Source organism: Streptomyces sp. NPDC001351 (assembly GCF_042896045.1).
Classification (GTDB): Bacteria; Actinomycetota; Actinomycetes; order Streptomycetales; family Streptomycetaceae; genus Streptomyces.
The window spans coordinates 430,169-453,360 of record NZ_JBIAWS010000008.1 but is presented as its reverse complement, the minus strand read 5'-3'; the positions used below and the strand labels follow the sequence as shown (position 1 = coordinate 453,360).

Genomic DNA, 23,192 nt, shown 5'->3' with positions numbered 1-23,192 from the left:
CCCCCCGGCACCCCTCCGCCCTACGCCCCGTCGCCCCCGGCCACCGGCTGGATCTCCGGCTGGACGTCGGCCTGCAGCTCGTCCGCGTGCTCACCCGTCACCAGGAACACCACGCGCTTGGCGACGGCCACCGCGTGGTCGGCGTACCGCTCGTAGTAGCGGCCGAGGAGGGTGACGTCCACCGCCGTCTCGATGCCGTGCTGCCAGCGGTCGTCCAGCAGGTGCTGGAAGAGGGTGCGGTGCAGCAGGTCCATCTCGTCGTCGTCGGACTCCATCTGCAGCGCCAGGTCGACGTCCTTGGTGATGATCACCTCGGCCGCCTTGGCCATCAGGCGCTGCGCGAGCTGGCCCATCTCCAGGATGGTCGCGTGCAGGTCGTGCGGGATCGCACGCTCCGGGAAGCGGAGGCGGGCGAGCTTCGCGACATGCTGTGCCAGGTCGCCCGAACGCTCCAGGTCGGCCGACATACGGAGCGAGGTGACGACGATACGGAGATCCGTGGCCACCGGCTGCTGGCGGGCCAGCAGGGCTATGGCCCGGGCCTCGAGGTCGTGCTGGAGACCGTCGACCTTCTGGTCGCCCTCGATGACGCTCTCGGCCAGCTTGAGGTCGGAGTCGAGGATGGCGGTCGTGGCGCGCCCGATCGCCGACCCGACCAGCCGGGCCATCTCCACCAGACCGTCGCCGATCGAATCCAGTTCCTCGTGGTACGCGTCCCGCATCAGGGATCCCTCTCTTACGTGTCCTTCGGGGCTGCCGGGGCAGGGGCCCGTGCGTCCGACGGCCGAAAACCGACCGTTCAAAACGGCGCTTCGCACCCCACGCTCCCACGTTCCGGCCCGCACGCGTCCGTTTCCGTCATCCCAAATGAACCATCACTGGCTCCAAGGTGAACTCTGGGCGACGAGTGTTCGAGCTCGCACCTCGACGGCTGTGGGGATGTCGTACCCCATGCCTAACCTGTTTGCATGGACGTGAACGCGGCGGTCGCCGCAGCGGCAGCGATCGCCGGGGTGCTCACCGGCGTGATCGCCATGCTGGCGTTCCGCTGGAGCGAGCGGGAGCAGAAGCGCCCCACCCGCACCTCCCTGCACACGGACCCGGTGCTTCCACCGGGCGTGGACACCGTCCTGTCCGTGCTCCGCTCCTCGGCCGTCGTCCTCGACGAGGCCGACGCGGTCGTCAAGGCCAGCTCCGCGGCGTACGCCCTGGGCCTGGTCCGCGGCGGCAGGCTCTCCGTGGAACCGATGCTCCAGATGGCCCGGGACACCCGGCGGGACGGCGAGATACGCCAGGTCGAGCTGGACCTGCCGCGGCGGGGCACAGGGCGGGGCGGCGACGCGCTCGCCGTCTCCGCGCGGGTGGCGCCGCTCGGCTCCCGGCTGGTGCTCCTGCTGGTCGAGGACCTCACCGAGGCCCGCCGCATCGAGGCGGTACGACGCGACTTCGTCGCGAACGTGAGCCACGAACTGAAGACCCCGGTCGGCGCTCTCTCCCTTCTCTCCGAGGCCGTCATGGACGCCTCGGACGACCCGGAGGCGGTGGAGCGCTTCGCCGGCCGTATGCAGATCGAGGCCACCCGGCTCACCAGCCTGGTCCAGGAGCTCATCGACCTGTCCCGGGTGCAGAACGACGACCCCCTCGAGGACGCCGAACCCGTCCGGGTGGACGAACTGGTCGCCGAGGCCATCGACCGCTGCCGCCACCAGGCCGGCACCAAGCAGATCACCATGGCCGCCGGCGGCACCGCCGACCTGTACGTCTGGGGCAACAGGGGTCAGCTGGCCGCCGCCCTGGGCAACCTTGTCGAGAACGCCGTCAACTACTCACCCGCCCGCACCCGTGTGGGCATAGCCGCCCGCCGGGTGACCGCGCCCGGCGGTGACCACATCGAGGTCGCCGTGACCGATCAGGGCATCGGCATCTCCGACAAGGACAAGGAGCGCATCTTCGAGCGCTTCTACCGCGTGGACCCCGCCCGCTCCCGTGCGACCGGCGGCACGGGCCTGGGACTCGCGATCGTCAAGCACGTGGCCGCCTCGCACGGCGGGGAGGTCACCGTGTGGAGCTCCGAGGGTCAGGGCTCCACGTTCACCCTGAGGCTGCCGGAGGCGGGGGCTGCCCGCGACCGTGCCCAGCCCCACCCCGACCCGGACGATCTCGACGACGAGGCCGACCGAAACACCCCCCAGTCATCCCCGTACGAACCGCTTCCCGCCCCGGAGGTCCTTCCGTGACCCGAGTGCTTGTCGTCGAGGACGAGGAGTCCTTCTCCGACGCCCTGTCGTACATGCTCCGCAAGGAGGGCTTCGAGGTCGCAGTGGCGACCACGGGCCCCGACGGACTCGACGAGTTCGAGCGCAACGGCGCCGACCTCGTCCTCCTCGACCTGATGCTGCCCGGGCTGCCGGGCACCGAGGTGTGCCGTCAGCTGCGCGGCCGCTCCAATGTCCCCGTCATCATGGTGACCGCCAAGGACAGCGAGATCGACAAGGTGGTCGGCCTGGAGATAGGAGCCGACGACTATGTCACCAAGCCGTTCTCCTCGCGTGAGCTGGTCGCCCGCATCCGGGCCGTCCTGCGCCGCCGCGGCGAGCCCGAGGAGGTCACCCCGGCCGCCCTGGAGGCCGGCCCGGTCCGTATGGACGTGGACCGCCATGTGGTCACGGTCTCCGGTTCCAAGGTCGACCTTCCCCTCAAGGAGTTCGACCTCCTGGAAATGCTCCTGCGCAACGCCGGGCGCGTCCTGACCCGCATGCAGCTCATCGACCGCGTCTGGGGCGCCGACTACGTCGGCGACACCAAGACCCTGGACGTCCACGTCAAGCGCCTGCGCGCCAAGATCGAGCCGGACCCGGGGGCGCCCCGGTACCTGGTGACGGTTCGTGGTCTGGGTTACAAGTTCGAGCCGTAGGCCGGCCACCGGGCCCTACGACGAAGGGCGGGACCTCCTGGAGAGGTCCCGCCCTTCGTCGTACTCGTACGCGTGCTCAGTGCCCGGCGGCCGGCTTCGACGGCGAGGCGCTCGCGGAGGCCGCGTCGGTCGGGGTGGCCGAGGTGGCCGGCTTCGAGGCCGAGGCGGACGGGTTCGGGGACGCCGTCGTGCTCGTGCCCGGCTTGGGGGTGGGGGTGGGGGTGGGGGAGGCGGGGGCCGACGGGATCTCGCTCGGGCCCCACGCCTCGAAGTAGCTCTGGGCCGGGACCACGAAGGCGCGCAGGCTCACATCGCCGGTCTTGCTGAAGGTGAAGGTGACCTTGCGGACGCTGCCGTCCTGGACCGCCTTGCGTCCGTTGGCCAGTACGGCGCTGGCGTTGCCCTTGCCGCCGATCACCAAGGAGCCGTGCGCGGGCACGACGAGCTTGCCGTTGCCCTTGGCCGGCCTGATCTTGGCGGTCGCGTTGACGTTCGGGAGGGTGATCGAGTCCACCGTCTGCGCGGTGTCACCGTTGTTGAAGAGGGTCGCCGAGATCACGGCCGGACCGGGCGCCCGGACGTCGGGCTGGGTGATGATCAGGGCGTTCTGCACCTTGAGGTCGCCGACCTTGGTCGCCGCGTTGTCCGGCTTGATTTCCAGCGTCTGAGCGTCGCCGCCCGCGCCGCACGCGGCGAGCGAGGCGATCGAGAACGCGATGGCGGCGGCGGCGAGGGCGCCGCGTCGAAGGCTGCTGCTCACGGCGGCGGCAACTCCTTGACTCGAGCGTGGCGACCCGTAAAGCCGCCCTAAGTGTCTGTCAGCGGCCTTAGGTTACCGAGCCGTCCCCGAGTCGCCGCACCCGACCCTCCCTCTGGCCCCGGCATGGCCCACCAGGGAGTAGTCCACAGGGGGTAGCCCACGCCCGTCCGGCATTCACATAAGTCCCTCCGGCATACCCCGTCCGACGGGGCGCAAAATTTCCGTGAAGGAATGCGCGGCGCCCCCGGAATTGATCACGACGCGGAACAAGCCACAGAACAACAGGCCACGTAGTCGGGTGCCCGTGATCAATTCCGGAATCGACGCGGAAGCGACTCCTGACACCGAACGGAGTAGCGGAAGTCGCACACTTGGAACCGGACATATGCGGACGTTCGTCCCCTTGGAAGGGCGTCCGGATGTGTGTAACGTACGCGTTTCACCTCCCCCGGAGAGCCGCTCCGACCTGCGAATACCTGCTTCCGCCGGGCCCGCGCAGCACGTTCCTGTTGCTGTTGTCAAGCCCCGAGATATGCCCTGACCTGCGAAAACGCCATTCAGAACCCGCGGTTTCCGTGTTACCCTGGATAGCCACGGAAGGGGTACCTGTCACATGACGTTCAAGGTTGGCGACACCGTGGTCTATCCCCATCACGGGGCCGCGCTGATCGAGGCCATCGAAACTCGCCAGATCAAAGGCGTGGACAAGACCTACTTGGTGCTGAAGGTCGCCCAGGGTGACCTGACGGTACGTGTGCCAGCGGACAATGCGGAGTTCGTCGGCGTACGTGATGTGGTCGGTCAGGACGGGCTGGACCGGGTCTTCGAGGTGCTGCGCGCGCCGTATGCCGAGGAGCCCACGAACTGGTCCCGTCGTTACAAGGCAAACCTGGAGAAGCTCGCCTCCGGCGATGTCATCAAGGTCGCGGAAGTAGTGCGTGACCTGTGGCGTCGTGAGCGCGAGCGCGGACTGTCCGCGGGTGAGAAGCGGATGCTCGCCAAGGCCCGCCAGATCCTGGTGAGCGAGCTCGCCCTCGCGGAGAACACGAACGAGGACAAGGCCGAGGCCCTGCTCGACGAGGTTCTCGCGTCCTGAACCTGACAGCAGGCGCAAGCCCGCTTCAGCACTCAGTACATTGAAATGCCGCGGTGCCCGATGACGTTTTCCCGTCGCCGGGCGCTGCGGCATGTTCATATCCAGGCGCCTTGCGTACGTCGTCACTGTCGGGGAGGTTCCCCCGCGATACTTGGCGTGCCGGGCCCGGGCAGCTGGCTCAACCGGTGTCACGGAAGGGTCCGGTCAAGGCGTCGCGCCCGGCACTTCCCAGGCCATACCCACGCAAGGCCAGCACACAAACCTGACAGGAACCGATGTCTGACGATTCGCGCCCTTCGCCCGCCGGAACCCGTACGGCTGCGGTGATTCCGGCCGCCGGACGGGGCGTACGCCTCGGTCCGGGCGCCCCCAAGGCACTCCGCGCGCTGGGCGGCACCCCCATGCTCATCCACGCCGTGCGCGCCATGGCCGCGTCCCGTGCGGTCTCCCTGGTCGTCGTCGTGGCCCCGCCCGACGGCGCGCCCGAGGTCAAGTCCCTTCTCGACGCCCATGCGCTGCCCGAGCGGACCGACTTCCTCGTCGTCCCGGGCGGCGACTCGCGCCAGGAGTCCGTGAAACTCGGCCTCGACGCCCTGCCGCCCGACTACGACATCGTGCTCGTGCACGACGCGGCACGGCCGCTGGTTCCGGTGGACACGGTCGACGCCGTGATCGAGGCCGTACGGGAAGGTGCGCCGGCCGTCGTGCCCGCGCTGCCCCTCGCCGACACCGTCAAGGAAGTCGAACCGGCGGCGGCACCGGGCGAGCCGGAGCCGGTGGTGGCCACCCCGGAGCGCTCCCGCCTGCGCGCCGTGCAGACCCCCCAGGGCTTCGAACGGGCCACGCTCCTCCACGCCCACGAGACCGTGACCGACAACGTCACCGACGACGCCAGCATGATCGAGCAGCTGGGCCTGCAGGTCGTGGTCGTACCCGGCCACGAGGAGGCCTTCAAGGTCACGCGCCCCCTGGACCTGGTCCTGGCAGAGGCGGTCCTGGCCCGCAGGAGGCTGAACGATGGCTTCTGACTCCTTCGACGGGCCGCTGCCCCAGGTCGGCATCGGCACCGACATCCACGCCTTCGAGGAGGGCCGCGAGCTGTGGTGCGCCGGCCTGAAGTGGGAGGGCGAGGGCCCCGGGCTGGCCGGCCACTCCGACGCGGACGTCGTCGCACACGCCGCGTGCAACGCGCTCTTCTCCGCCGCCGGCCTCGGTGACCTGGGACAGCACTTCGGCACGGGCCGCCCCCAGTGGTCGGGCGCCTCCGGCGTCACCCTCCTCACGGAGGCCGCCCGCATCGTCCGTGAGGCGGGCTTCCGCATCGGCAACATCGCCGTACAGGTGGTCGGCCCCCGCCCGAAGATCGGCAAGCGTCGCGACGAGGCGCAGAAGCTGCTGTCGGAGGCGGCCGGAGCACCGGTGTCGGTGTCGGGCGCCACAACGGACGGGCTCGGTTTCCCGGGCCGCGAAGAGGGCCTGATGGCGATCGCGACGGCACTGGTGGTGCGGGCCGGCCGAGGGTGAACGTCACGAAACCGTGCCCCTTGAGCGGAAGGGGCGCAAGGCACTGCCCTGCGCCCACTACCCTGGAGTGGTGACCATTCGCCTGTACGACACCAACGCCCGGCAGATCCGTGACTTCGTCCCGCTCACAGCGGGCTGTGTCTCGATCTACCTCTGTGGTGCCACCGTGCAGGCGGCCCCGCACATCGGGCACATCCGGTCGGGCCTCAACTTCGACATCATGCGCCGCTGGTTCGAATACCGCGGTTATGACGTGACGTTCATCAGGAACGTCACGGACATCGACGACAAGATCATCGCGAAGGCGGCCGAGCAGAACCGCCCCTGGTGGTCGATCGGTTACGAGAACGAGCGCGCGTTCAACGACGGTTACACCGCGCTCGGCTGCCTCCCGCCGACGTACGAACCGCGGGCGACCGGCCATGTGACCGAGATGGTCGAGATGATGCAGGGCCTCATCGAGCGCGGACACGCCTACGAGGCCGACGGCAACGTCTACTTCGACGTGCGGTCCTTCCCGGGCTACCTGGAGCTGTCCCGGCAGGAACTCGACAACCTCCAGCAGCCCTCGGGGACCGGCGAGACCGGCAAGCGTGACGCGCGCGACTTCGCCATGTGGAAGTCGGCCAAGCCGGGCGAGCCGACCTGGGCCACGCCGTGGGGCCGCGGCCGTCCCGGCTGGCACCTGGAGTGCTCGGCGATGGCGCACAAGTACCTGGGCACCGCCTTCGACATCCACGGCGGCGGCCTCGACCTGATCTTCCCGCACCACGAGAACGAGATCGCCCAGGCCAAGGCCTTCGGCGACGACTTCGCCCAGTACTGGGTGCACAACGCCTGGGTGACCATGGCGGGCGACAAGATGTCGAAGTCGCTGGGCAACAGCGTGCTCGTGAGCGAGATGGTCAAGACGTGGCGGCCGATCGTGCTGCGCTACTACCTCGGCACCCCGCACTACCGCTCGATGATCGAGTACAGCGAGGAGTCGCTGCGCGAGGCCGAGTCGGCGTTCGCGCGCATCGAGGGCTTTGTGCAGCGCGTGGTGGAGAAGGCGGGCGTGGTCGAGCCGTCCGCCGAGGTGCCGCCCGCCTTCGCCGAGGCGATGGACGACGACCTGGGCGTGCCGCAGGCCCTCGCCATCGTGCACACCACGGTGCGGCAGGGGAACTCCGCCCTCGCCGCCGACGACAAGGAAGCCGCTGTGGCCCGCCTCGCCGAGGTGCGCGCCATGCTCGGCGTCCTCGGACTCGACCCGCTGGATGAGCACTGGGCCGGCGAGTCCGACCGCGGCGACGACCTGCACGGCGTGGTCGACAGCCTCGTACGCCTGGTCCTCGACCAACGCGAGGCGGCCCGCGGCCGCAAGGACTGGGCCACCGCGGACGCCATCCGCGACCAGCTGGGCCAGTCGGGGCTCGCCATCGAGGACGGCCCGCAGGGTCCGCGCTGGAGCCTCGGCCCGCGCTGAGCGCGACAGCTGATCAGAAGATCGATTGTGCCGCCCGGCCGTCCGGGCGGCACACTTCATAGACGTACGAACGCACGCTTCCCCTTTTTGAGAGCAGACAGGTAGGTCATGGCAGCCAACAACCGCCGCATGTCCGGCAAGAAGGGCGCGCAGGTCGGCAGTGGCGGCCAGCGGCGCAAGGGCCTCGAGGGCAAGGGCCCGACCCCGCCCGCCGAGATGCGCAAGGGGCACAAGAAGAACCGCATCGCGACCGCCAAGGCCAAGCAGACGCAGCGCCGTCCCGTGCCGCGCGGCCGCGGCGGCAAGTCGTCGTCCGAACTGGTCGTCGGCCGCAACCCGGTGGTCGAGGCCCTGCGCGAGGGCGTACCGGCCTCCACGCTCTACGTCCAGCAGTTCATCGACAACGACGAGCGCGTCCGCGAGGCCCTCCAGCTCGCCGCCGACCGCGGCGGCATCAACCTCATGGAGGCCCCCCGCCCCGAGCTCGACCGCATGACGAACGGGCTCAACCACCAGGGCCTGGTCCTCCAGGTCCCGCCGTACGAGTACGCCCACCCGGAGGACCTCGCCAGCGTCGCCTACGACGAGGGCGAGGACCCGCTGATCGTCGCCCTCGACGGCGTGACCGACCCGCGCAACCTCGGCGCCGTCGTCCGTTCCGTCTCCGCCTTCGGCGGCCACGGCGTCGTCGTCCCCGAGCGGCGCGCGGCCGGCATGACCGCCGGCGCCTGGAAGACGTCCGCGGGCACCGCCGCCCGTACGCCCGTCGCCCGCGCCACCAACCTGACGCGCGCCCTGGAGGCGTACAAGAAGCAGGGCATCGCGGTCGTCGGCCTCGCCGCCGACGGGGAGCACGAGATCGGTGAACTGGAGGCCCTGGAGGGCCCCGTCGTGATCGTGGTCGGCAGCGAGGGCAAGGGCCTGTCCCGGCTCGTCGGCGAAACGTGCGACTTCCGGGTGCGGATCCCGATGCCGGGCGGCGCCGAGTCGCTCAATGCGGGTGTGGCCGCGGGGATCGTGCTGTACGAGGCGGCTCGGCGGCGCGGCTGAACAGGCGTTCGCGCCATCACTCGTGCGGGTCAATCTGGGCGTCCCGGACAACGTTGACGCGATCCGGACACATCCGGCGGGTCAAAGCAGTGTCCTAACCACACGTCACTCGGTTAGATGAGTGTGGACACCAGAACACCCCGCACGCCCCCGGGGGACGGCCCGTCGGGATTCGATGACGCTCCCGCGCTGAGCATGGTGAAGGTGCCGAGCGATCCGGCGCAGGTCATCGTCAATCATGCGAGCTTCCGTGTGCAGCTCGGCGCCTCGGCCCGCACCCGATCGCCGCGGATCGCACGGCACTTGACCGCCTCCCAGGACGCCGCCCGCACGCCCGCCGCCGGTACCGCCGCGGGCAGGACGGGCGCGGGCGCCCGCCGTCGGCCGGTCGTCTGGAGCGGCAGGTCGGCCCCCGACGACACCGGCGCGCACCGCCTGCTCCAGGCCGTGCGCGGCGGCAGCGTCCGGCACGGCGACGACCAGTCCGTCGACGCGGGCGCCACCCAGGTCATCCCGCGCGTGGAGGTCGGCGGCTACGACGAGGCCTACGACGAGCTGGAACAGACCGTGGAGACCCCGATCGTCGGCGCCCAGCGCGGCCGCCCCGCGGGCGACATCGTCGGCACCCGCCTCCTCCCCGGCATGCGCACCGCCGGCAGCGGATACGACGAGGAACAGGCCTACGGCGGCCAGGAGTTCGAGGACTTCGACGAGACCGGCGAGTTCGACGACCCCGAGGGGTTCGACGACTCCGACGAGTTCGGCGAATTCGACGAGGAGGACGCCGACCGGCCCGCCAGGCGCCACGGCGTCGACCCGGCGCGGCACGCCTACTACCCGGGCCGCCGGATGAACCTCGGCGTCGTCCTGCTCCCCCTGCGCATCTTCCTCGGCTTCATCTCCATCTACGCCGGCATGGGCAAGCTGTGCGATCCCGTCTACTTCGACGGCGGCAAGCGCGGCTCCATGGTCAAGTGGCTCAACACCCTGCACCCGTGGGAAGTCGCCGAGCCGCTGCGGCAGTTCGCCCTGCAGCACCCCGTCGGCTCCGGCCTCGTCATCGCCTTCGCACAGGTCGTCGTCGGCGTGCTCACGGTCCTGGGCTGCTGGCAGCGGGTCGCCGCCGTCTTCGGGGCACTGCTGTCGGCCGCGCTGATCGTCACCGTCAGCTGGAAGACCGTTCCCGCCTACGACGCCCCCGACATCATCTACCTCGCCGCCTGGTCTCCGCTGATCATCGCCGGCGCCCCTGTCTACTCCGTCGACGGCCGCCTCGCCGGCAGCGCCTGGCGGCGTCTGGGACCCTCCTCCGACATCTGGGACCTGCGCGCCTACGTCCTGCGCCGCGGCGCCCTCATCACGGCGATCGTGACCGGCCTGACCCTGCTCGTCGGCTCGCTGCTCGGCGGTGCGGTCCGCGACGCCGACCGGGTGATCGTCCCCGGTCCCGGCGAGGCCCCGCGCAACGAACTGCCGGGATCCCCGCTCCCGCAGGAGCCGCACAAGCGGCACAGCCAGTCGCCCTCGGCCTCGAAGACGCCGACCCACGGCGCCACCGCAGGTTCCACGCCCTCCGGCGCGGCGACCACGCCGGGAGCCACCGCGACCGGCGGCGCCCCCAGCCAGACCCAGGGCACCGCGGGCCGCACCCCGCCCCGGCACTCCTCACCGTCCGGCGGCGCCCCCAGCACCAGCTCCGGCCCCACCTCCGGCGGCGGAGACGGCGGCACAGGCTCCACCGGCGGCTCCTCCTCGGGAGACCCGGGCCTGGTGGGCGGCCTGCTGGGCTGAGCCGAGCCGACGGCCACCGGTCCATACGAAAGGGTCCCGCACAAAACGTGCGGGACCCTTTCGACGTGCGGTGCTGGAGCGCCCTGAAGGGGCGCGGGGCTGTATCGATTTACGGCTCCGCCGCGTGGGCGCGACAAGCCCCCACTGGCCCGCAGCCAAAAGGCAACCTCACCGCCCCAGAGCGGCCAGCTCCTTCGCCGCCTCGGTCAGATCCTTCGCCGTGTCGATGGCGCGCCAGTACGCCCCCTGCGGGATCGTGAACCCGGCCAGCCGCCGCTCACGGGCCAGATGCGGGAACGTCGTCCGCTCGTGATCCCCCCGCTCCGGCAGCAGATCAGCGAACTCGGCAGAGAAGACGTACACACCCGCGTTGATCTCGAACGTCGACGGCGGCGCCTCGATGAAGTCCGTGATGTGCCCGAAGCCGTCCGTCTTCACCGCGCCCCAGGGGATGCGCGGCCGGGCCAGCGCCAGCGTCGCGGCCGCGTCGCGCTCCGTGTGGAAGTCCGCCATGTCCCGCAGCGAGAAGCGGGTCCAGATGTCGCCGTTGGTGGCGTACCAGGGCCGGTCCGGGTGCGGGAGATGGGCGGCGGCGTACTTCAGCCCGCCGCCCCGCCCGAGCGGCTCCGTCTCGACGACCGTCGTCACCTTCACCGGCAGGTCGGCGGACTTCAGCCAGTCCTGCAGCACCTCGGCGAGATGGCCGCAGCTGACCACCACGTCCGTCACGCCCTCCTCGGCCAGCCAGACAAGCTGATGGCCGATGATCGGAGTCCCCGTACCGGGGATCTCGACCATCGGCTTGGGCCGGTCGTCGGTGTAGGGACGCAGCCGTGAGCCCTGGCCACCGGCCAGGATGACGGCTTGAACGGGGCGGGACGCGGCGCTCGGATGGGTCATGACCGAACTGTACGGTGCGTCCCGCCCGCCTCCGGAGCCCGCAACCGTTCCTTAATCAGCCGTTACCCTCCTCCGAACTGTCCGTGGCGTCCACGGCGGAGGAGGGACGGTTCCGACTCAGCTGAGCGCGGCGGCGACGCCCGAGGCGAAGGACGTGTCGCAGACCGGGCGGGCGTACGACTGGGCGCGTGTGGGGCCGTACATGCGGACCGCGGCGCGGCCCAGGGACCGGGCGATGGACACGCAGTGCCTGGCGAGCGACGGGCGCTCGCTCACGGCCTGCTGGAGGTGCGTGAGGACCGTGCCCGGGTCCTCCTGCTGGAGCTCGCCCAGGAGCTTGTCGCGCAGCACGTCCTGCGGGGCGCGGTGGGCGGCCCTGGCGTCCGAGGTGATGTCGGACGCGTCCGAGGCGGTGAGCACCGAGTCCGAGGGGTTTCCCGTCCAGTTGACTCGGGTGACCGCGAGGGTCCCGGAAAGCACCAGGACGACGGGCAGGACAAGGGCGAGCGTGCGGCCGATCCGGCGGGCGGGGCCCCGGCCGCGTCGCGTCTGTTGGTTAGTGGAGTGCTTCACGCGAGTGAGAGTAGCGCCAGGTGATGATTTGGCGACATTTAGTAATCAGTTCGGGGGACGTAAAGCCGGTTCGGACCGGGCGTGAAGTTGACGCACGCTGCTCGAAATGACCGATGTGCCGGGGTAAATATCGACAACGAGAAGGGCCCCGCAGGGGTCTGCGGGGCCCTTCTTCGTCAACCTGGGTGAATTACCCGGGATGGGTGTTTCGGGAGTTGCCGCTCGGCCGAGTGGCCTCAGTCGGTGAGACGCTCACCCGTCGAGGTCGAGAACACGTGGGTCTCGCCCGGGCGGGGCACCACGTGCAGGGTCGAGCCCTTCTCCGGCACCCGGCGGCCCTCGACACGGACGACCAGGTCCTTCGTCTCGCCGCCGACCTCGGCGGTGCCGTAGACGTAGCCGTCGGCGCCGAGCTCCTCGACGACGTTCACGGAGACCGCGAGACCGGCCGGCTTGTCCTCGGTGTCCTTCGACAGGGCGGAGGCGGCGGCGCCACCCTCCTCGACGATGTCGAAGTGCTCGGGACGGACACCGACGGTGACGGTGCGGTCCCCCTTGTCGGCGGCGGCCTTCAGGGCGTCACGGTTGACCGGGACGACGCTGTTGCCGAACTTCACGCCGCCGTCGGTGATCGGCACCTCGACCAGGTTCATGGCGGGGGAGCCGATGAAGCCGGCGACGAAGAGGTTGGCGGGCTTGTCGTACATGTTGCGCGGCGAGTCGACCTGCTGGAGCAGACCGTCCTTGAGCACGGCCACGCGGTCGCCCATCGTCATGGCCTCGACCTGGTCGTGGGTGACGTAGACGGTGGTGATGCCGAGACGGCGCTGCAGCGAGGCGATCTGCGTACGGGTGGACACACGGAGCTTGGCGTCCAGGTTGGACAGCGGCTCGTCCATGAGGAAGACCTGCGGCTCACGGACGATGGCGCGGCCCATGGCGACACGCTGGCGCTGACCACCGGAGAGGGCCTTCGGCTTGCGGTCCAGGTACTCGGTGAGGTCGAGGATCTTCGCGGCCTCTTCGACCTTCTTGCGGATCTCCGCCTTGTTGACGCCGGCGATCTTGAGCGCGAAGCCCATGTTGTCGGCGACGGTCATGTGCGGGTACAGCGCGTAGTTCTGGAACACCATGGCGATGTCCCGGTCCTTCGGCGGCAGGTGCGTGACGTCGCGGTCACCGATGCGGATGGCGCCGGCGTTCACGTCCTCGAGCCCCGCGAGCATGCGGAGCGAGGTGGACTTGCCGCAGCCGGACGGACCGACGAGGACGAGGAACTCGCCGTCCCCGACTTCGATCTCCAGACCGTCGACGGCGGGCTTCTCGGTGCCCGGGTAGATCCGGGTCGCCTTGTCGAACGTAACAGTGGCCATGGTGATGGGCCCCCTTCTACCGGCAGGAACGTGCCGGACGATCCGTTGTAGGAAGGTGGTGTAGTCCACGAGGGTGAACTGGCTCAGGACGCTACCTGGCGTTCGCCTGGTCTGTCAGTACCCGCGGGCCTGTGAACTTCGCGGAAATTTTCGACAGGGGCGGGCCGGGACCTGGGTACACTGCACGGGCACGCACGCGAAGCCTGCGTGCAGGCCTCCTTAGCTCAGCTGGTCAGAGCGCCGCTCTTGTAAAGCGAAGGTCGTCGGTTCGAATCCGACAGGGGGCTCCAGCCTGCCGCTCGGGCGGGCCGCCGAGACACAAGGGGCGGCCCGGTCGGCCGCCCCCGTTCGTGGCGTTCATCCCGCGAGATCGTGCGGTGCGAGTTCGCTGGCGCGCTGCTCGCCGGCCACGGTGAGGATGACGTCCCGCAGCCGCTCGACGTACAGCCGCATGTTCTTGTACGCGATGTCGGTGTCGGGGTAGCGGCAGGTGAACCACAGGCCCTCGTGCAGCCGGTTCAGCCAGATGCACACCTGGTCGCCGTAGGACACCCGCACCAGCCCGTAGGCCGCCAGCTCGTCCCAGCGCTCGGCCCCGGGGATGCCCCGTGCGTCCACGAACGAGACGATCGAGTACAGGTCGGGCGAGGTCGGCCGGAAGTCCTCGCCGAGCAGCCGCAGTACGCGGGCGAGCGGCATGCGCGCCAGCGACCTGTTGGCCTGCAGTTCGGCGCGCACGGCGGTCAGGGCGGTGGGGAAATCGGGTGCCTCGTCGATGGCGACCTCGATCGGGGCTCCGCCGACGTACCAGCCCACGGAGTTGGACCACTTGGACTTCACCCGGGTGTGGAACGGCACGACGGCGCGGTAGACGGGCTGTTTGCCGATCTCGTGGACGATGAGGCTGGTGGCGGCCAGAACGCCGACGAGGCTGCCGCCGAAGGGCCGGCAGTACGACTCGAACGCTGCGGCGGCGTCCGCGTCGACCAGCATCTCGCGCATCAGCTTCTGCCTGGGCAGGTCACCCCCGGGCTCAAGGCCCAGGTCGACTTGGAAGTTGGGCAGCTTCCCGTTGCACCGCCGGATGAAGTCCCGCCAGCGGCCGACGATGGCGTGGGTGCCGTCGATCCGGTCCGCGTCCGCGCGCTCGATCTCGCAGAAGTCGACGTAGCTGCCGACCGGGGACTCCTCGAGGGGACGCCCCTCGGCGGCGGCGTTGTAGAGCTCGTTGATCTCGGCGGGCATGCGCTGGATGGAGTAGGAGTCGACATTGCTGTGGTCGAACGCGATGTACAGGCTCGCGCCTTCGTCCCTGACGACCGCCGTGTAGAGGAAGTTGGGCCAGCTCAGCGCGCTCGCGGAGGCGTCGAAGCGGTCCTGGAGGTACTGCACGAGCCGCGCCGCGTCGGGGAAGTCGCCGATGTCCTCCCGGTGGAGGGACACGTCCTCGGTGCCGAGCGTGAAACGGCGCATCTCGTCGCCGTCCCAGCGGAATCCGCTGCGCAGCGTCTCGTGCCGGAGCGTCCAGCTGCGCAGTGCGTCCTGCAGCGCGTCGAGGTCGACCCTGCCCGGGATGTCGAATGCCGTACCGACCCAGGTCGGCACGAACAGGCCGTCCTCGTGCACCGATCGGGCGGTCCTGATGTGCGACTCCTGGACGTACGCCGGCGGCCGCGGGTCCTCCGGAAGGTCCGCCGCCATGGTGACGGTCGCCGGACTGAGCGCCCACTCGACGAGCCGTCCGGGCCGGACTTCGCAGCGCTGGATGTCGGTGATTCGCACGGGCGTCTCCTGTCGCAGTTGGAGCCCGAATCGGGCGGACCCGATCAAGGGAATGCCGCGACCGCGAAAGGAGATACCCGGAACATGGGGTGTTCCCACTTTTGAGTGGATTGAGTGATCGGCGGATGTGCGCCAATCGGTTGGCGGGACACCGCTATTCACTGGTCCGGGCATTTCAACATACGAACAAGTCGCGCTCGAGAAACCGGAGTTCATTCCGGCCGGGGGCCAGCGGCCCCCATTCTCGTACGGGGAGAATACGCGCTCCTTCGAACGGACTTTGCGTAAGCCGGAGTTGCCGCGCGTCGAGTGGACACGGGATATCCGGCGGTGTGGAATGCCTAGTTGTTACTGCTAGTGTTCGTCCAGTCACAGTAGGCAATCTGCCTCGACATCCAGGCAATGAAGGACCGAGGGTTTCATGCGCAAGCTTCAACAGGCCATGATCGCAGCAGCAGTGGCGGCTGGCGGTCTCTCCGTCATCGGTGCCGGCGCCGGCACCGCCTACGCCCACGGCCACGGTCACGGCCACGACGCCAAGCCGAAGGTGACCGAGCACTACCGCCCGTACCAGGAGTGCAGTCCGCAGACCGTGGCCGACGGCGACCTCCCGATCGGCGTGCTCGGTCTCTCCGAGACCTTCGACACCACCTGCGGCCAGTTCAACAACGCCTTCACCTCGTAATCGTGCGCGACGCTTTCCGCGAGCCCCTCGGGGTCACCCCCCGCAGGGGCCCGTTCACGTGTGGCCGCCCGGAGCGCGAGGCCGCTCCGGTGGCCCGCATGCGTTCGTGATGGCTCTGGAAGTTCCTTCAGCAGGTCAGCCCTTCACTTCGTAGGCGAAACGGGCCGGTCCGCGGCGCACGGCGCCCGGGTGCCCCTCACAAAGGAAACGGATCACATGCTCAGTAGGAAGAAGATCGCGGCCGTCTCGGGGCTTCTGTGCGGCCTCGCCGTGACCTGTACCGGAGCCACCCAGGCGTATGCGGCGGCGGGCCCGGGGGCCTGCACGGTGAGCGCGTCGGGCGATGTCACCTGCGTCCAGCGGTTCGCGGGCAAGACGTCCGACGGTGAGGACTTCATCGTCCGCCGGGCCAACACCTGCACCCCGCAGAAGCCCATGGAGCTGCCCGTCATCCCCCTGCTGAACAGCGGGAGCACCAAGATCGGGCCCGCGGTGACCTGTTCCCCCAACGATACGGGGGTCGACGACAGGGACACGCCCTCGGAACTGCCCGGTGGCATTCTGGGCTGAGGCCCGCACTTCCCAAGCGACGGACGGCCGGACCGGGGCGACCGGGACCGGCCGTCCGCTTTTTCCGTGCCGTTTTTTCGCTGCCTGCGGCAGATGGGTGACTGCCGCTGCCTGCCCGTGACTTGGGCCGGGGGAATCGTCGTTCTACGGGAGAGCGCCGAGTGCGCGACCCGACCACGTCATCAACTGCCCGCCCCGCACCATCCCTTTCTCTTTCCCTTTCCCTCTCCGAGCCCGCGGCCGAGCGGGTGGAAGGCCGCTTTGGCATAAGCCGACACGGTGCACAGAAGGACCCAAGATCCCAAATGACTACGTTTCGTGTGTATATGCTCACATTAAGTAGTCGAGCCAGGGCTTCCCGCCCAGCTAGGAAAGGGTCTAATCATGCGCAAGTTTCAGCGGACCGCAGCAGTAATTGCAGCGGTCGCGGGGCTCTCCGCCCTCGGGGCCGGCGTCAGCAGCGCCACCGACGGGTGGGGCGGCGGGGCGACCGCGGTGGCCTCCTCGCAGGCCAACGCCGTGGCCTACGGGAGCGGCGGGGGATGGGCCCCGCACGACGCCCCGCAGGCGGCTCCGTACGGTGCCCCGCAGGCCGCTCCGTACTTCGCGCCGATGAACGTCAACTTCGCGCCGCCGTCCGCGCCGCAGGCCGCCCCGCAGGCCGCCCCGATGGCCGCACCTCAGCCCGCGCCCCAGTACTTCGTGCCCCAGTACATCGCCGCGCCGCAGTACGCGCCCCAGTACGCCGCCCCCCAGTACGCCGCCCCCCAGCAGGCGCCGCAGTACGCGCCGCAGTACGCCGCCCCGTACGGCTCCAGGTAAAGAAGCCCCTGGCGCAACGACCTGAACAGAACCCTCAACGGCCAAGGCAGCCCGGACGCGCAGTAAACCCATCAGGGTGCGCGTCCGGGCTGTACCGATATAGCGATCAAAGGAAGAACAGCGCATGTTCAGTCGGCAGAAAATCGCAACGGTCTCGGGGATCCTCGGAAGTCTCGCCGTGATCTGCGTCGGAGCCGTGCACGCGCAGGCGAGCGAGAACCCGCGTGGCTGCAAGACCAATGCCGCAGGGGAAATCATCTGCGTGCACAAGACCGAGAGCGTCCACAAGGACAAGCACGGCACGTTCGTCGTCAAGCAGTCGCAGAGCTGCTCGACGACGGCGCGGCCGCGACTGGTGCTGCCGGAGGACGGCATGCTCAACAACGGGTCGACGCACGTCGGGCCGGTGCTGGACTGCACCAACAAGGCGCCGACGCCCAAGGGGTTCAAGCGGCCCCACATCAGGGCGTTCCATGTCACGGCGCCGCATGTCACGGCGCCCCGTGTCACGACGCCGCACTTCGATTTCTGAGGTGCGATCGGCGAGTGCCGGACCGGGGCCGCTCCCGATCCGGCACTTCGGCGTTCCGGCCCTGTGAAAACCCGGGTGCCCCGGCCGACCGGCCGGGGCACCGAGGACTGTTCTGACCTTCCGGCTTACTTGCCGGCTTACTTTCCGACGCTGTTGTTGCAGCCCATGTCCGAGCCCAGGTGGGTGTCCTGGGCGCCCGGGTTGCCCTCGCCGTTCAGCAGGTTGCCCGCAACGCCGTTGAGGATGCCGACCTGGCCGAGGACGTCGACGTTGGCGTCGTGCGAGCGGCAGGTGGTGCTCTGCAGAATGTTGAAGCCACCGCCGCGATGGCCGCCTTCGCCCGAGCCGAAGCCGCCCTGATCGGCGTGGGCGGCGCCGGCGCTCAGGAGTCCGACGCTGCTGAGGGCAGCGACCAGGACGGCAGCCTTGCGAAGCTTGTGCATGACATCTCCGGTGGAGTGAAGTGGATGCGATCCGTGATGGATCGACTTCGTGCAGTTACGGAGGCTAATAAGAAATACCCGTAAAAGACTGTGCGGCGCGCCGAATTCGGAATGATCCTCACTGCCCTGGTCGATGCCCGGAAATGCCGCCGGCGTGACAAAAAAATGGGCCCCGGCACCGAGTCTGGAGCTCGGTGCCGGGGCCTGCTTCCCGCTCTCGGCCGGCTACGCGACCGTCATTCGGCTAGAAGGCGCTGTTGTTGCAGCCCATGCTCGAGCCGATGTGGGTGTCCTGGCCTCCGGCGTTGCCCTCGCCGTTGAGCGCGTTGCCGAGCAGGCCGTTGAGGATGCCGACCTGGCCGAGGACGTCGACGTTCAGGTCGTGCGACTTGCAGTTGGAGCTCTGCAGCACGTTGAACTTGTCGCCACCCTTGCCGCCCTTGCCCCCGTCGTCGTGAGCCTGAGCGGTGCCGGCACCGAGGAGTCCGACGGTGCTGAGGGCGGCGACCAGGACGGCAGCCTTGCGAAGCTGGTGCATGTCATCTCCGGTGGAGTGAGTGGGTGCGATCCGTAACAGATCGACTTCTTACAGTTACGGAGAATAATAGGAAATAACCGACAATCACCTAGCGACGCGCCGTGTCCTGTGATCTTGTTGCGGCAGCTCCCTGACGTCGTACGGCGATCCCGGTGGACCTCGGCGACTTCTCGTCGGCCTCGGCGGCTCCTAGTGGGCCTTGGCGAGAGCGTTCGCCTGGCTGTTGGCCTGGGTGCAGGCGACGCCCTTGGTCTCGGCGGCGGCGAGCACGGCGACCGGGAGGTTCGCGTTCAGCACGGACTGCGGGCTGCACTCCTGGGCGGGGCGGAAGAGGTTGAACTGGTCGGCCGTGCCGCTGGACTGCGTCGGCGCCGACGGCGAGGAGATGTGCGGGTTGAGCTGCGGGTTGATCTGCGGATTGACCTGCGGGGCAACCTCGGCGGGCTGTGCCGGGGCCGCCTGGCGCGGGGCGGACGGGCCGGACGGGCCGTCCGCGTGGGCGGTGGCCTGGGTGGCCGTGAAGGCGCCGGCCATGGCGGGGCCCGGGGGCGGGGCACTGTTGCCGTAGGCGACAGGAGCGTCGGCGACACTGGGGCCGACGCCGATGGCGGACAGACCGCCGGCCGCTGCTACGACGAGCGCGACGTGCTGGAACTTGCGCATGGAACCTTCGGCCCTTCATTGACCTGGCATGGACGTACTGAAATAGCAGATGAGCCAGTGGAGTTGTGGCTGCTCTTGCTGTTCTGGGCGGCTGCGGTGGGTGATGGGTCTTCGCTCTGTCCCCGTGGGGAACGAAGCAAGTTCGGGGCCAGTCACGGGAGTCGGGGAGCAGTCACCCATTCGCCCCCCGGCAGGCCGGTTATCCGATCAATTCCAAATGGGTGACGGAATTCTTGATCCCGTGACCGCGCAGAAGGAAATGTCGTTGCCAGCAGGGAGAGGGCAGCGACCATGAACCGGTGAGAGGGGCAAGGGGATCCGCTGTCGGCTCCGGCGTGAACATCAGACTGAGCGCACGCAACACAGCACTGAATACAACGGATTTCCCTGCACAGGTATTGAAGGGCCGAGGGTTCCATGCGAAAGATTCACAAGGCCGCGCTCGTCGTAGCAGCGGCCGGCGGCCTGTCCGCCATCGGCGCCGGCGTCAGCCATGCCGACGCCTACCCCGGGTACACCGGTGGCGCTCCGGCTGCTCCGTACTACCCGGCCCCGGCGCCCGCGTACTACCCGGCGCCGCAGTACGCGGCCCCGGCGCCCGCGTACTACCCGGCCCCGGCACCGCCCCCCCAGTACTACGCCCCGGCCCCGGCTCCCCAGTACTACCCGGCACCCCCGCAGAGCGCTCCGCCGCGGGCCGTTGCCGCGTCCACCGCGGACAGCACCGCGCAGTCCGGTGGCCCGCAGTCGTACTCCCAGCCGGCGCCGCAGTACGCGCCCGCGGCGCCCGCCCCGCAGGCCGCGCCGCAGCAGCCGAGCCAGGCCACCGCCGTCGCCTCGTCGGTGGGCGGTGCGCAGGCCGGTGCGCCGGCGTCCGCCCCGCAGTCCGCTCCTCAGCAGCAGCCGCTGGTCCAGCCGCAGGTCGCCCCGCAGTCGTCGCCCGAGGTCATGCCGAAGGTCGCCCCGCAGGTCGCCATGCCCCAGGTCTTCAACCCGGAGCCGGCGCCGCATGTCGCGCCTCAGGTGAACCCGCAGTTCAACCCCCAGGTGAACCCGCTCATCGACCCGCTGGTCTCGCCCGCCAGTGCAGCACCGCAGGTGCCCGGGCTCGGTCTCGGACAGGTTGCGGCTCCTCCCGTCGGGAACCTGGGTCTGCCCCGCCTCGGCTGATGGCCTCCCGGTAGTTGTCCGTCGTCCCAACTCGATCTGCTGCAGATCACTTCCGCTCGATCAATGGAGAAGAAATGCGCAAGCTTCAGAAGGCCGCCATCGTGGGCGCCGCTGTCCTCGGCAGCATCGGCGCCTTCGGGGTCGGCCCGGCCTTCGCACACGGCGAGCCGGGGCACGACATCGACGTCACGCAGGACATCGAGTGCCGCTCGCACGACATGAACGTCGACGTCATCGGCAGCCTTGGCGCCCTCAACGGTCTGCTGGGCGGCGCGCTGAACGGTGAAGGCGACCCGGGTGCCCAGCCCACCCACCTCGGTTCGGACATGGGCTGCAACAGCAAGGCCCTCTGAGCAGCCGCGCTACCGCTTCTCGCCCAGGTCAGGAGCAATCCGGCCTGGGCTTTTGCGCTTCATGGCGTCAGCTGCTGCGGCCGGCCAGCTTCTTGAGCGGTTCGTCCGTCAGCCGGTACACCGTCCACTCGTCCTGCGGACGGGCGCCGAGGGACTCGTAGAAGGCGATGGCCGGGGTGTTCCAGTTCAGGACGGACCATTCGAGGCGCTCGTAGCCGCGCTGGGTGCAGATGCGGGCCAGTTCGGTGAGGAGGGCTTTGCCGTGGCCGGCGCCTCTCGCGGTGGGGCGCACGTAGAGGTCCTCCAGGTAGATGCCGTGGACGCCGCGCCAGGTGGAGAAGTTCAGGAACCAGAGGGCGAAGCCGACGGGGGTGCCGGTGGTGTCGTCGGTCGCGATGTGGGCGTAGGCGGCGGGGTGGTCGCCGAAGAGGGCGTCGTGGAGCTGGGCCTCGGTGGTCCTCGCCTCCTGCGGGGCCTTCTCGTAGGTGGCCAGTTCGCGGATCAGGGTGTGGATGACGGGGACGTCGGCGGGGGTTGCTTCGCGGATCACGTTTCCGAGGTTACGCGCGGGGTGCGCCGTCCTCGGCTGCGGCAGCCCCGGGCCCCCTCAGGCCTGGTTGCGCAGCCGCCTGGCTATTTCCAGGTCGCGGGGCTCCGGGGCGCGGCCGTCCTCGATGTCCCAGAGGGTGTTCTGCAGGAGTCTGCCCAGGGTCCAGGCACGTGCGCGTGCGCGGTCCAGGCCGAGTACGTCCGTCATGGCGTCGAAGCGCCAGCGGATCTCGTCGGCGTCGAAGCGGTTGGCGAGGGCCGGCCAGAGTTCGAAGCCGGGGTCGCCTGCCAGGGGTTTGGGGTCGATGGCGAGCCAGGGGGCGCGGGCGGAGGCGAGGACGTTCTCGTCGTGCAGGTCCCAGTGGAGGAGGCGGTCGCCGGGTTCGTCCACGACTTCTCGTACGGCGGCCGCGCAGTGCGCGACCAGGCTGCGGGTTTCGGGGTCCGGGATGCGCCTCAGCGCCCACGGGGTCCGGTCCAGCATGGCCTCGGCGATGTCGCCGAGGCGGCGCATGCCGTCCGGGGCCGGGGTGGCCGTCAGGTGGGCGAGCAGACGGGCGATGACCAGGACGGCCTCGCGGGTGCCGGGGAGCCGGGAGAGCATCCGGGTGTGATCGAGGCGTTCCAGGAGCATGGTGTGGGTCGTCTCGTCGTGGGCGAGGAGGCGGACCGCGCCGTCGCCGTCCCACAGGCGCAGGGCCACCGGCTCGCCCACGCTCTCCTCGTCCAGCAGCTGCAGCTTCAGCACGGCAGGGGTGTCGTCGCAGCGCAGGACCGGGAGGACAAGGGCGCTGACTCCGTGCATGGGGCGCCCGTCCAGTCGTAGCTCCCAGCGATCGAGGAACTCCTCAGCCAGGTGCGGCAGGCCCGCGATGAAGGCCCGTCCCGCCTCGCCGTTGAACTTCTCCTGTGCCGCCGCCAGCTCACCCGGGATGTCGATCACCCTTGCGACGATACTTACGTGCGTGAATCGCCTCATGCGAATTGACCGGGGGCTCGGGCAGCGGGTGTGGGCCTACGTCTGCAGTGCGCCGGGCACGTATCTCTGGCTGGCCGTCCTGTTCGTCACCACGGTCGCGATGCACCACATGTCGCCGCACTTCGAGCAGGAGTTCCTGCGGCAGCGGTCCACGAACATCCATGAGCTGTCGAACAACCCCGGGCGGGTGCTTCTGCAGAGTGCGATGTGGATCGACGGCGGCAAGTGGCTTCCGGTCGCCGTCCAGTACACCGTCTTCCATGCGCAGGCCGAGCGCTGGCTGGGGACGCTGCGGTGGCTGATGGTCTGCGCGGCTGCGCATGTGCTGGCGACGCTGATCAGCGAGGGAGCCCTGCTGAGGGCGGTGCAGGACGGGGTGGTGAAGCACTCGGCCGTCAATACCCTTGATATCGGGGTGAGTTACGCCCTCGCGGGGGTGGTGGGGGTGCTGGCCTACCGGATCGTGGCGCCCTGGCGGTATCTGTATCTGGCGGTGGTGTTCTTCGTGTACGGGGAACCGCTTGTGGACGCGCCGACCTTCACCGACCTCGGGCACTTCGTGTCGGTGCTGATCGGGCTCGCCTGTTATCCGCTGGTCATCGGGCGGGGGCCGGCGTGGGATCCGATGGAGACAGTTTCGGCCCTGAGGCGTTAGCT

The 23,192-nt window shown here is 69.5% G+C and carries 26 protein-coding genes and 1 tRNA gene; 16 read left to right on the top strand and 11 right to left on the bottom strand.

The annotated features are described in order from the left end of the window. Positions 1–20: 20 nt before the first annotated feature. Entirely contained in the window at positions 21–722 is a 702-nt protein-coding gene (gene phoU, locus ACFY1U_RS30190) for a phosphate signaling complex protein PhoU (RefSeq protein WP_390697274.1), read from the bottom strand. Positions 723–968: 246 nt separating this feature from the next. Here phoU and ACFY1U_RS30185 point away from each other — a divergent pair, with 246 nt between their 5' ends. Both ACFY1U_RS30185 and ACFY1U_RS30180 read left to right on the top strand, forming a co-directional pair. Then, positions 969–2,237 (top strand): sensor histidine kinase, encoded by a 1,269-nt coding sequence (locus ACFY1U_RS30185; RefSeq protein ID WP_390697273.1) that lies wholly within the window; start codon positions 969–971, stop codon positions 2,235–2,237. After that, on the top strand, positions 2,234–2,914 hold the full coding sequence (locus tag ACFY1U_RS30180) for a response regulator transcription factor (RefSeq protein ID WP_015659563.1): 681 nt from the start codon (positions 2,234–2,236) through the stop codon (positions 2,912–2,914). Before ACFY1U_RS30185 ends, ACFY1U_RS30180 begins: the two co-directional genes overlap by 4 nt. Before the next feature lie 76 nt (positions 2,915–2,990). On the opposite strand, the gene ACFY1U_RS30175 is transcribed toward ACFY1U_RS30180, so the two are convergent. Further along, the gene (locus ACFY1U_RS30175) at positions 2,991–3,674 is read right to left on the bottom strand and encodes a DUF461 domain-containing protein (RefSeq protein ID WP_390697272.1); all 684 of its coding nucleotides are present in this window, start codon (positions 3,672–3,674) and stop codon (positions 2,991–2,993) included. Positions 3,675–4,287: 613 nt separating this feature from the next. On the opposite strand from ACFY1U_RS30175, the gene ACFY1U_RS30170 reads away from it, so the two are divergent. From ACFY1U_RS30170 to ACFY1U_RS30145, 6 genes are all read left to right on the top strand, one after another. Next, positions 4,288–4,770 carry a CarD family transcriptional regulator gene (locus ACFY1U_RS30170; protein ID WP_003953493.1) on the top strand — a complete coding sequence of 161 codons (483 nt, stop codon included), beginning with the start codon at positions 4,288–4,290 and terminating at the stop codon, positions 4,768–4,770. 275 nt (positions 4,771–5,045) lie between these two features. After that, entirely contained in the window at positions 5,046–5,798 is a 753-nt protein-coding gene (ispD, locus tag ACFY1U_RS30165; RefSeq protein WP_390697271.1) for a 2-C-methyl-D-erythritol 4-phosphate cytidylyltransferase, read from the top strand. Continuing rightward, positions 5,788–6,294, top strand: a complete 507-nt coding sequence (gene ispF, locus ACFY1U_RS30160; protein ID WP_390697270.1) for a 2-C-methyl-D-erythritol 2,4-cyclodiphosphate synthase — start codon at positions 5,788–5,790, stop codon at positions 6,292–6,294. Before ispD ends, ispF begins: the two co-directional genes overlap by 11 nt. A 70-nt stretch (positions 6,295–6,364) precedes the next feature. After that, positions 6,365–7,762, top strand: a complete 1,398-nt coding sequence (gene cysS / locus ACFY1U_RS30155; RefSeq protein ID WP_390697269.1) for a cysteine--tRNA ligase — start codon at positions 6,365–6,367, stop codon at positions 7,760–7,762. A 108-nt stretch (positions 7,763–7,870) separates the two neighbouring features. Beyond that, positions 7,871–8,812, top strand: coding sequence for a 23S rRNA (guanosine(2251)-2'-O)-methyltransferase RlmB (gene rlmB / locus ACFY1U_RS30150; RefSeq protein ID WP_390697268.1), 942 nt, complete (start codon positions 7,871–7,873; stop codon positions 8,810–8,812). A 117-nt stretch (positions 8,813–8,929) separates the two neighbouring features. Then, complete coding sequence (locus ACFY1U_RS30145) at positions 8,930–10,603, top strand: DoxX family membrane protein (RefSeq protein WP_390697267.1); 1,674 nt, start codon at positions 8,930–8,932, stop codon at positions 10,601–10,603. A gap of 168 nt (positions 10,604–10,771) precedes the next feature. Here the strand turns inward: ACFY1U_RS30145 and ACFY1U_RS30140 are convergent, their stop codons facing one another. From ACFY1U_RS30140 to ACFY1U_RS30130, 3 genes are all read right to left on the bottom strand, one after another. Further along, entirely contained in the window at positions 10,772–11,503 is a 732-nt protein-coding gene (locus tag ACFY1U_RS30140) for an NDP-sugar synthase (RefSeq protein ID WP_390697266.1), read from the bottom strand. 117 nt (positions 11,504–11,620) lie between these two features. Next, positions 11,621–12,076 carry a hypothetical protein gene (locus ACFY1U_RS30135; RefSeq protein WP_390697265.1) on the bottom strand — a complete coding sequence of 152 codons (456 nt, stop codon included), beginning with the start codon at positions 12,074–12,076 and terminating at the stop codon, positions 11,621–11,623. A gap of 236 nt (positions 12,077–12,312) precedes the next feature. After that, positions 12,313–13,449: an ABC transporter ATP-binding protein gene (locus ACFY1U_RS30130; protein WP_390697264.1), complete on the bottom strand. Its 1,137-nt coding sequence runs from the start codon at positions 13,447–13,449 to the stop codon at positions 12,313–12,315. Positions 13,450–13,662: 213 nt separating this feature from the next. Here ACFY1U_RS30130 and ACFY1U_RS30125 point away from each other — a divergent pair. Continuing rightward, positions 13,663–13,739: transfer RNA gene (locus ACFY1U_RS30125), tRNA-Thr, on the top strand. 67 nt (positions 13,740–13,806) lie between these two features. On the opposite strand, the gene ACFY1U_RS30120 is transcribed toward ACFY1U_RS30125, so the two are convergent. After that, the gene (locus tag ACFY1U_RS30120) at positions 13,807–15,231 is read right to left on the bottom strand and encodes a condensation domain-containing protein (RefSeq protein ID WP_390697263.1); all 1,425 of its coding nucleotides are present in this window, start codon (positions 15,229–15,231) and stop codon (positions 13,807–13,809) included. A 421-nt stretch (positions 15,232–15,652) separates the two neighbouring features. On the opposite strand from ACFY1U_RS30120, the gene ACFY1U_RS30115 reads away from it, so the two are divergent. The 4 genes from ACFY1U_RS30115 to ACFY1U_RS30100 all read left to right on the top strand — a co-directional run bounded on the left by ACFY1U_RS30115 (position 15,653) and on the right by ACFY1U_RS30100 (position 17,840). Continuing rightward, positions 15,653–15,916 (top strand): hypothetical protein, encoded by a 264-nt coding sequence (locus ACFY1U_RS30115; protein WP_365833343.1) that lies wholly within the window; start codon positions 15,653–15,655, stop codon positions 15,914–15,916. Positions 15,917–16,132: 216 nt separating this feature from the next. Next, positions 16,133–16,486, top strand: coding sequence for a hypothetical protein (locus ACFY1U_RS30110; protein WP_390697262.1), 354 nt, complete (start codon positions 16,133–16,135; stop codon positions 16,484–16,486). Between the two features lie 384 nt (positions 16,487–16,870). Continuing rightward, positions 16,871–17,308 carry a hypothetical protein gene (locus tag ACFY1U_RS30105; RefSeq protein ID WP_390697261.1) on the top strand — a complete coding sequence of 146 codons (438 nt, stop codon included), beginning with the start codon at positions 16,871–16,873 and terminating at the stop codon, positions 17,306–17,308. 124 nt (positions 17,309–17,432) lie between these two features. After that, the gene (locus ACFY1U_RS30100; RefSeq protein ID WP_390697260.1) at positions 17,433–17,840 is read left to right on the top strand and encodes a hypothetical protein; all 408 of its coding nucleotides are present in this window, start codon (positions 17,433–17,435) and stop codon (positions 17,838–17,840) included. Positions 17,841–17,977: 137 nt separating this feature from the next. On the opposite strand, the gene ACFY1U_RS30095 is transcribed toward ACFY1U_RS30100, so the two are convergent. The 3 genes from ACFY1U_RS30095 to ACFY1U_RS30085 form a co-directional block, all read right to left on the bottom strand. After that, on the bottom strand, positions 17,978–18,283 hold the full coding sequence (locus ACFY1U_RS30095) for a hypothetical protein (RefSeq protein ID WP_115907393.1): 306 nt from the start codon (positions 18,281–18,283) through the stop codon (positions 17,978–17,980). Positions 18,284–18,527: 244 nt separating this feature from the next. Then, positions 18,528–18,821 carry a hypothetical protein gene (locus ACFY1U_RS30090; protein ID WP_030941334.1) on the bottom strand — a complete coding sequence of 98 codons (294 nt, stop codon included), beginning with the start codon at positions 18,819–18,821 and terminating at the stop codon, positions 18,528–18,530. Positions 18,822–19,010: 189 nt separating this feature from the next. Further along, entirely contained in the window at positions 19,011–19,484 is a 474-nt protein-coding gene (locus tag ACFY1U_RS30085; RefSeq protein ID WP_390697259.1) for a hypothetical protein, read from the bottom strand. A 417-nt stretch (positions 19,485–19,901) separates the two neighbouring features. Between ACFY1U_RS30085 and ACFY1U_RS30080 the strand changes: the two genes are divergently transcribed. Both ACFY1U_RS30080 and ACFY1U_RS30075 read left to right on the top strand, forming a co-directional pair. Continuing rightward, on the top strand, positions 19,902–20,654 hold the full coding sequence (locus ACFY1U_RS30080) for a hypothetical protein (protein WP_390697258.1): 753 nt from the start codon (positions 19,902–19,904) through the stop codon (positions 20,652–20,654). Between the two features lie 74 nt (positions 20,655–20,728). Further along, positions 20,729–21,007 carry a hypothetical protein gene (locus ACFY1U_RS30075; protein ID WP_390697257.1) on the top strand — a complete coding sequence of 93 codons (279 nt, stop codon included), beginning with the start codon at positions 20,729–20,731 and terminating at the stop codon, positions 21,005–21,007. Between the two features lie 67 nt (positions 21,008–21,074). Here ACFY1U_RS30075 and ACFY1U_RS30070 read toward each other — a convergent pair whose 3' ends face one another. Together ACFY1U_RS30070 and ACFY1U_RS30065 are read right to left on the bottom strand one after the other, a co-directional pair. Further along, on the bottom strand, positions 21,075–21,557 hold the full coding sequence (locus ACFY1U_RS30070; protein ID WP_390697256.1) for a GNAT family N-acetyltransferase: 483 nt from the start codon (positions 21,555–21,557) through the stop codon (positions 21,075–21,077). Positions 21,558–21,614: 57 nt separating this feature from the next. Further along, positions 21,615–22,535: an aminoglycoside phosphotransferase family protein gene (locus ACFY1U_RS30065; protein WP_390697255.1), complete on the bottom strand. Its 921-nt coding sequence runs from the start codon at positions 22,533–22,535 to the stop codon at positions 21,615–21,617. Between ACFY1U_RS30065 and ACFY1U_RS30060 the strand changes: the two genes are divergently transcribed. After that, on the top strand, positions 22,534–23,190 hold the full coding sequence (locus ACFY1U_RS30060; protein ID WP_390697254.1) for a rhomboid-like protein: 657 nt from the start codon (positions 22,534–22,536) through the stop codon (positions 23,188–23,190). The two genes, ACFY1U_RS30065 and ACFY1U_RS30060, sit on opposite strands and share 2 nt — an antisense overlap. Positions 23,191–23,192: the final 2 nt, after the last annotated feature.